Below are 7,687 nucleotides of genomic sequence, written 5' to 3' on the forward strand. Positions count from 1 at the left end.
AACGACTCTGTTGCCAGCTTCGCTCCAAGACTCGCTATTGGTGGCGTGGCTTCGCCTTTTCCAAGCAGGGTTTCCACCTGCTAAGTTACTCAACCTATGCTCGGTCGCTCTGGTTTTTCACATTCGTCCCCTGCTCATTCGAGGTGTTCGGCGGAATATAAGTGGTTTTTCGCATATATTCCTCCAGTCACGACGCATTTCCCCCTTATTTATGTGGTTTTTCACATAAATCCCTGCTTCTTCCGGCGATTCGACGAATTGAATGTGATATTTAGCATATATTCCGGAATTGCTTGCTCCCTGTTGCCGAATAACCATACCGCACACAGCCGCACACAGCCGCGCACAGCCGTCCCTCCCGATAACCGCACATAGCGACACAGCACCATATAGAAAAGCCCACGCCAACAAAGAGTACGACGACTCCTGCAGCATGGACTTATCCACTGGCTTGCCTTCGTTTGCCACATCGCCTTGCCCTTGCCCCTGTCTGTGCCCCTGCCCGTTCCTCACGGCCGAGCGACTCAATGAACCCGAGTCGGAGGCCGATCCTCGGAGGCCTCTTCCTCCTGCCGACGCGAGACGAGCTCGCGCAGCGGATTGCCTCCCACCCGCGCATAGGCGGGAACGTCGCGGTGGACGACGGCGCCGGCGGCGACGACCGCCCCGTCTCCGATTGTGACGCCGGGCAGCACCGTAACGTTAGCCCCGATCATGACGTTGGAGCCGATGACGATCGGGCCGATCCGATACTCGTCGATCAGGTACTCATGGGTAAGCAGCGTGGAGTTGTAGCCGATGATGCTGTTGCTCCCGATCTCGATTCGCTCCGGGAAGAACACGTCGACCATCACCATCAGGGCGAAGGCCGTTCGGTCGCCGACCTTCATTCCGAGCAGCTTGCGATAAATCCAATTCTTGACGGGCAGAATTGGGCAATAACGCGCCAATTGAATGAAGACGAAGTTGCGGACCGCCTTCCAGCGGGAGACCGTCCGGTAGACCTGCCACAACGAATTGGGACCTTCCACGGGATAGCGTTCCACTCGTCTCAAGCGCTCATCGCTCCAATCCGCATATCGTCAGCAGTTGCTCCATCTCTTGGATGATATGGGCGGCCCCCGCATCCTTCAGGAGCCCTTCCCCCTTCAGCGACCAAGCAACCCCGACCGGCACGGCGCCCGCACGGACGGCCGACTCGATATCGACCTTGCTGTCGCCGACCATGATCGTCTCGGCAGGGTCCGATCCCAGCGCCGCGATGGCCTTCAGCACCGGTTCGGGGTGCGGCTTCGCAAACTCGACATCGTCAAGCGTCACGATAGTGCCCATATCCTCGTAGATGCCGAGCAGCTTCAGCGCCCTCTCCGTCGAAGCTCGCATCTTCGTCGTGACGATGCCGAGCTTGATGCCCGCCGCATGAAGCTTGCGAACGACGTCGCCGACGCCCGGGAAGAGCGTCACCATCTCGTCGTGGCGCAGAAGGTTGTACTCGCGATAGGCCAGAGCGAGGTCGTCAACCTCTTCCCGGCCCGAGAACTGACGCAATTGCGTCAGCAGCGGCAGCCCCATGCTCGGGATGATGTGCTCCCTTCCGAAGTCGGCGGGAACGATTCCGTGAAGAGCGTGCAAGAACGATTCGATAATCAATTCGTTCGTATCGATAATGGTGCCGTCAAGATCGAACAAGACGGCGCTAATCTTGGCTGTCATTCGTTCATTGCCTCATTTCCATCCTGTTGTCGCTTGGCCGCTTAATCGCCGCCGGAACCGCCGGAGTCTCCTCCGCTCGAATCCCCGCCGCCGGAGTCCGAGCCGCCCCCGATTCCATCATCCGCGGAAGGAGCCGCCGATTCCGGGACATCGTTCGCCCGGTGATCCGCTTGTGCGGCCGAATCGTCGCTCCGCTTGTCGGCGGGCTCGACTGGAGAGAGCGGCTCCGAATCTTCTCTCGGTGCGGAAGGGACCGCCGCAATCGCCCCGGCCGTCGTTCCCGTTGCGAAGTCGGCCGCGGAATCCTTCCCGGAGACAACCTTCTCGGAATCCGCCCCTTCCGCTGCCGCAGGCTGCTTCGTGCTGACGAGCGGGTCGAGGTATCTCTCCCGCGACAATCCCGTGTTCCTGCGGATGATAATCAGCGCGATGCCGCCGATCACGAGCAGCAAGGCGAGCAATTGCGAGATGCGAACGTCGCCGTATTGCGGGTCCAGATATCCTTGTTCGAAGCCCATCCATTCCATTGGCTTCCACAGCACCTTCAGGAAGGAAGCCAGCCAGTCCGCCCCGTTGAACGCCAGGCTGTCCGTGCGAACCGCTTCGATGTAGAAGCGCCCGATCGAATACCAGATGAAGTAAGAGATGAACAATTCCCCGGAGCGAAGGAAGCTCTGCCGGCGGAGAATGAAGAGAATGATGATGCCAAGCAAGCTCCAGAGAGATTCGTACAGGAAGGTCGGATGATGGTAAACACCGTTTACGTTCATCTGATTAACAATAAAGTTAGGAAGATGCAGCGTATTGCGAAGGAACGATTCCTTCACCTCCGAGCCGTATGCTTCCTGGTTGACGAAGTTGCCCCAACGTCCGATCATCTGCCCGGCGAGCAATGACGGAGCGCAGATGTCGACGACACGCCAGAACGAATAGCCTTTGGCCCTGAAGTACAGGAAGCCGCAGATCAGCGCGCCGATCAGCGCGCCATAGATCGCGATCCCGCCGTTCCAGATCTGGATGATCTCGCCCGGATGCTGACTATAGTAGTCCCAGGTGAAGGCGACATAGTAGAGGCGAGCCGCGATAATCGCGGACGGGACCCCGTACAGCATGAGATCCAGGAAGAAGTCGGGCGACAGGTTAAAGCGTTTGCCTTCCCATATCGCCAGAAGCAGGCCGACCAAGGCGGCCGTTCCCAGAATGATTCCATACCAGTGCACTGGAAGCGACCCCAACGAGAACGCAACGGGGTCAAGTTTAAGCGGCAGCATTCGAATCCTCCATCCCTAAGTTCCGGCCTGTGCCGAAGAATCGTATTACTCGTAATCCTCGTCTGCAATCGCTTCGGTGAGTTTGTTCGTAAACTGCAGCGCGGCGTTGTATCCCATTCTCTTCAGCCGGAAGTTCATGGCCGCCACTTCGAGAATAACCGCCAGGTTCCGGCCGGGACGCACCGGCACCGTCACAAGCGGCACTTCCGCTTCGATCAGCTTGGTCGTCTCTTCGTCAAGCCCCAATCGGTCATACTGCTTCTCCGGTTGCCAATTCTCCAGCTTGATCACAAGCGTAATCTGCTTCGATGTGCGCACGGCGCCTGCACCGAACAGAGTCATGACGTTCAGGATGCCGAGGCCGCGAATCTCCAGCAGATGCTGGATAAGCTCGGGAGCGCTGCCGTAGAGCAGGTTGTCCGCCGTCTGGCGAATTTCGACCGCATCGTCGGCCACGAGGCGATGCCCGCGCTTCACAAGCTCCAGCGCCGTCTCGCTCTTGCCGATGCCGCTGCCGCCGGTGATCAGCATCCCGACGCCGTACACATCGACAAGAACCCCGTGGATCGTTGCCGTCGGCGCCAGCTTCTTCTCCAGGTAGTTCGTGATCCGGCTCTGCAGAATCGTGGTGGCGAGCCCGCTGCGAAGCACCGGGAAGTTCTTCTCTCCGGCAACCTCGATCAGCTCCGAAGGCACATCGAGACCGCGGGTAACGATGATGCAGGGCGTCTCGTCCGTGCAGATCCTCTGCATCCGTTCCAGCCTCTCCGCCGATGTAAGCGTCTCAAGGAAGGCCAGCTCCGTCTTGCCGAAGATCTGCGCCCGTTCGAGAGGATAGTATTCGAAGTAACCGGCAACCTCGAGGCCCGGGCGGTTGAGGTCGTCCGTCTGTATCATACGCCGCAGGCCGTCCGCTCCGGCCACGACCTCAAGCTGAAACTGTTGAACGAGTTCGGATACTCTTACTTTCTTGGCCATCGCACGGTCTCCCTTCCACTTGTCCTAACCATCGTATCTAAAAAAAAGCAGGAAAGCAACGGAAAAGCCCCTTCCCGGCAAAGACGATCGAGGGGCGCCAGATAAAAAGCGCCCGGCCGTCTGGCCGAGCGCTTGGAGATAACGGATTAGTTCTCGAAGATGTTCAGCTCGGAATCCTTATCGAACACATGAATCTTGTTCATGTCGATCGCGAGCTTCACGTTCTGGCCTTCTTGCAGGCCGGAACGACCGTCAACGCGGGCGATGACGCTCTCCTTGCCAAGACCGTTCAGGTACAGGAACATCTCATGGCCGAGGTTCTCGGACACTTCGATGCTTGCCGTGATAACGGACTTCGGAGAAGCTTCGATGAAGACCGGCTCTTCGTGCAGGTCTTCCGGACGAACGCCCAGAATGATTTCCTTGCCGATGTAGCCCTTCGCGCGAAGAGCCTTCGCCTTGCCTTCCGGAATCTCAACATTCACGCCTGTAGCCTTGAAGTGAACGCCGCCGGCTTCGTCCGTCAGTTGGCCGTTGATGAAGTTCATCGCAGGAGCGCCGATGAAGCCGGCAACGAACAGGTTAACCGGGTGGTTATACAGCTCTTCCGGAGTAGCGGCTTGTTGAATGAAGCCGTCCTTCATGACCACGATGCGGTCGCCCATCGTCATGGCTTCCGTCTGGTCATGGGTTACGTAGATGCAAGTCGTCTCAAGACGCTTCATCAGCTTGGAGATGTTGGCGCGCATCTGAGTACGGAGCTTGGCGTCCAAGTTGGAGAGCGGTTCGTCCATCAGGAACACTTGCGGTTCGCGGACGATAGCGCGGCCGAGGGCAACGCGTTGGCGCTGACCGCCGGACAGAGCCTTAGGCTTGCGGTCCAGCAGGTGTTCGATTTCGAGCGTGCGAGCCGCTTCGCGAACGCGACGGTCGATCTCGTCCTTGCGGAACTTGCGGAGCTTCAGGCCGAAGGCCATATTCTGATAAACGTTCATGTGCGGGTACAGGGCGTAGGATTGGAATACCATCGCGATGTCGCGATCCTTCGGAGCGACGTCGTTCACGACGCGGTCGCCGATGTACAGCTTGCCTTCGGAGATTTCTTCGAGGCCCGCGATCATACGCAGCGTGGTCGACTTGCCGCAACCGGAAGGACCAACCAGCACGAGGAACTCTTTGTCTTGAATGTCGAGGTTAAAGTCGGTTACCGATGCTTTGTCGGAACCTGGATATTTTTTATAAACATGCTCTAAACGTACGCCTGCCATTTATAAGTTCCCCCTAACTACTCGTTTAAGGTACATAGCTATCTTAACCCAGAGCAGTGTCGAATGACTATGCACAAAGCGTACAAAAAATTCATTTCCTTTTCGTAACTTTGTACAATAGCAGCATGATTCGGACAAGAACCGCGTCGTTAAAGGAACGAACGTCGAGGCCCGTCTCCTGCTTCAGCTTATCGAGTCTGTATAAAAGTGTATTGCGATGAATATACAAGCGCTTCGCCGTCTCGCTCACATTGCAGTCCATGGCGAAAAAAGCGTCGAGCGTCGAGATCGTCTCCGGCTCGGTGAACAGGTCGGGGCGCCCGACCATCTCTTCCATGAACCGGGTGCGCGTCGCTTCGGGAATGCCGTTCAGAAGCCGCTCGAGGTGAACCATCCACGGCAGGTGCACCTGCATTCCCATATGGAATTTACGCCCGAGGTACACCGTCTCGCGCAGGCTGGCGACGGTCTGAACGAGGCTCTCCGTCGGGATGATCGGCACGCCGACCGCGACGTGGCACTCTCCTCCCCACTCCTCGGTGAACATCTGGTGGAGCCCGGTCGCAAGCTGCGCCAGCGCCTCCTTCGTCTCGTCCATCTCGATGATGTCTTCCTCGATCGACTCGACTTCCGCCAGCAGCCGGTCCGACCCGAGAACAAGCCACTCCCTCTCCCGTATCGGAATAAGCAGCAGATCGTCCGAGAGGAACGAGCGGAATACCTTCTCCAGTTCGCCGTAGGGCAGCTCGCGATCGTCCGCCTGCTCGCTGATGAGCAGGAACGGAATCATCCCGTCGAACAGCCGATTACCCAGCTCGAAGCGATCCGGAATCTCCGCGCGCAGGTCCCCGGAGCCGATGCTTGTCTCGACCCACTCGCCCAGCCGTCTCGCGCTCCGCTCGGTGTCCGTGAACCCGATCGCCGCCGTTCGCGAAGCCGAAGGCTGCAGCACCCACTTGAACAATTCGTATTCCAGCGGCGTGAGCGCCTTCGCGAACCTGAGCGCCTGCAGCTCTTCTCCTTCCACGCTGACCGCGATCAAACTTCCCGCGCCCTGGGTCACGCTGTCCCCCGCCTCGGGCTGATCGGAACCGCCGGACGCCGTCCACTCGCCGCGGCCGACGACGACGACCTCTACGGGTCCTCCCGCCAGCTCCGCGAGCTGATGCAATTTGCTCTTGTTCATCGCCGCATGCCCCTCATCCGTAATCAATATTCACAATTGTAGCATAATTAACGGACTTAAGGGCTACCCTCGGACATGAACGATTTTTCCCTCATCTTAATAGCAGCACAATAACAATCGACATCAGCGCGAACACGGCGGCGATCAAATACAGGAACGATACGGTCTGCACCTGCGTCAGCCCCCACCGCATCAGGCTGTGATGCGTATGAAGATTGTCCGCGCGATGAAGCCCTTTGCCCTCAAGGAGACGCCTGCTGAACACGATCACCGTGTCGAGAATAGGCACGCCCAGAGCAAGCAGGGGAACGAGCACCGAGAGGAACGTCGCCCCCTTCAGAGTCCCTTCGATCGCCAGCACAGAGAGCGCATACCCGAGGAATGTCGCCCCCGCGTCTCCCATGAATATTTTCGCCGGATGGAAGTTGTACGTCAGGAACGCCAGGCAGCAGCCGGAGAGAACAATGGCCAGAATGGCGATCACGTCCTGGTTGCCGAGCAAGGAGGCCACGAAGAGGGTCAAGGAGGAGATGACGCACACACCGGAGGCGAGCCCGTCCACACCGTCGATGAAGTTCATCATGTTAATGAGGGAGAAGATCCAGAGCGCCGTGAAGAAAATAGCCCAACCCTCGGAGAAGATCAGCATCGCGGAATGAGAGGGGGCGGAGATGCCTTGGATCGTGATCCCGAACCGGACGGGAAGCAAGGCGGCCCCTATGTAGACGATGAGGCGGGGCCAGACGGGGAACTCCTTGCCGTACGCCTTGAAGGCGTCGTCGACAAGACCGACGGCAACCAGCAATCCTCCGCCGACAACAAGCACGCGAACGATCTGGCCGTCGCCCACGAACAGATACGCCATGGCGATCACGCCCGCATAGATCGCAAGCCCGCCGCTAAGCGGCACCGGCGCCTTATGAACCTTCCGCTTCGTCGGACGATCGACGAAGCCCAGCCGCTCCGCCGCCGCTCGGACGATCGGAACCAGCAGAAGAACGAGAAGAAATGCGCTTCCGAACGCATACAAGTAGATCATCTGAAGCCCCCCGGGTACAGGCGTTTGCTGTTAACCTCTCCAGCAATCGGAAACCTCATGCACGTCGGGAACATCGAATAAGCCGGCAAATCAAATAAGCCGGTAAAATCATAACCACCCGTCCAACGGGTGGTTTGCTCTTGGGGTATAACCCCTTGTTGCCAAACTGCGCCTAAAGACGCCAGCCTGACAACAAGGTTGTTCAGGCTCAGGGTAATTTGTCACCTTCACG

The 7,687-nt window shown here is 58.3% G+C and carries 7 protein-coding genes; all 7 read right to left on the reverse strand.

Going from position 1 to position 7,687, the window contains the following annotated elements; genetic code table 11:
* Nucleotides 1-524 precede the first annotated feature (524 nt).
* On the reverse strand, nt 525-1,055 hold the full coding sequence (locus E6C55_RS32900; RefSeq protein ID WP_136374070.1) for an acyltransferase: 531 nt from the start codon (nt 1,053-1,055) through the stop codon (nt 525-527).
* 4 nt (nt 1,056-1,059) lie between these two features.
* Nucleotides 1,060-1,713 carry a pyrophosphatase PpaX gene (gene ppaX, locus E6C55_RS32905; protein WP_136374071.1) on the reverse strand — a complete coding sequence of 218 codons (654 nt, stop codon included), beginning with the start codon at nt 1,711-1,713 and terminating at the stop codon, nt 1,060-1,062.
* A gap of 41 nt (nt 1,714-1,754) precedes the next feature.
* Nucleotides 1,755-2,984 carry a prolipoprotein diacylglyceryl transferase gene (gene lgt, locus E6C55_RS32910; protein WP_136374072.1) on the reverse strand — a complete coding sequence of 410 codons (1,230 nt, stop codon included), beginning with the start codon at nt 2,982-2,984 and terminating at the stop codon, nt 1,755-1,757.
* Between the two features lie 45 nt (nt 2,985-3,029).
* Nucleotides 3,030-3,962: an HPr(Ser) kinase/phosphatase gene (gene hprK / locus E6C55_RS32915; protein WP_136374073.1), complete on the reverse strand. Its 933-nt coding sequence runs from the start codon at nt 3,960-3,962 to the stop codon at nt 3,030-3,032.
* A gap of 146 nt (nt 3,963-4,108) precedes the next feature.
* Nucleotides 4,109-5,230 carry an ABC transporter ATP-binding protein gene (locus tag E6C55_RS32920; protein WP_136374074.1) on the reverse strand — a complete coding sequence of 374 codons (1,122 nt, stop codon included), beginning with the start codon at nt 5,228-5,230 and terminating at the stop codon, nt 4,109-4,111.
* A 91-nt stretch (nt 5,231-5,321) separates the two neighbouring features.
* Nucleotides 5,322-6,416, reverse strand: a complete 1,095-nt coding sequence (locus E6C55_RS32925) for a PucR family transcriptional regulator (protein ID WP_136374075.1) — start codon at nt 6,414-6,416, stop codon at nt 5,322-5,324.
* Between the two features lie 91 nt (nt 6,417-6,507).
* The gene (locus E6C55_RS32930; protein WP_136374076.1) at nt 6,508-7,455 is read right to left on the reverse strand and encodes an MraY family glycosyltransferase; all 948 of its coding nucleotides are present in this window, start codon (nt 7,453-7,455) and stop codon (nt 6,508-6,510) included.
* Nucleotides 7,456-7,687: the final 232 nt, after the last annotated feature.

The sequence above is a fragment of the Cohnella fermenti genome (assembly GCF_004801405.1).
Taxonomy (GTDB): Bacteria; Bacillota; Bacilli; order Paenibacillales; family Paenibacillaceae; genus Cohnella; species Cohnella fermenti.

What these genes read in the sequence shown, in the direction of transcription:
- ppaX (WP_136374071.1), bottom strand. Translation starts at nt 1,713, where the DNA reads ATGACAGCCAAGATTAGCGCCGTCTTGTTCGATCTTGACGGCACCATT.
- lgt (WP_136374072.1), bottom strand. Translation starts at nt 2,984, where the DNA reads ATGCTGCCGCTTAAACTTGACCCCGTTGCGTTCTCGTTGGGGTCGCTT.
- hprK (WP_136374073.1), bottom strand. Translation starts at nt 3,962, where the DNA reads ATGGCCAAGAAAGTAAGAGTATCCGAACTCGTTCAACAGTTTCAGCTT.
- E6C55_RS32920 (WP_136374074.1), bottom strand. Translation starts at nt 5,230, where the DNA reads ATGGCAGGCGTACGTTTAGAGCATGTTTATAAAAAATATCCAGGTTCC.
- E6C55_RS32925 (WP_136374075.1), bottom strand. Translation starts at nt 6,416, where the DNA reads ATGAACAAGAGCAAATTGCATCAGCTCGCGGAGCTGGCGGGAGGACCC.
- E6C55_RS32930 (WP_136374076.1), bottom strand. Translation starts at nt 7,455, where the DNA reads ATGATCTACTTGTATGCGTTCGGAAGCGCATTTCTTCTCGTTCTTCTG.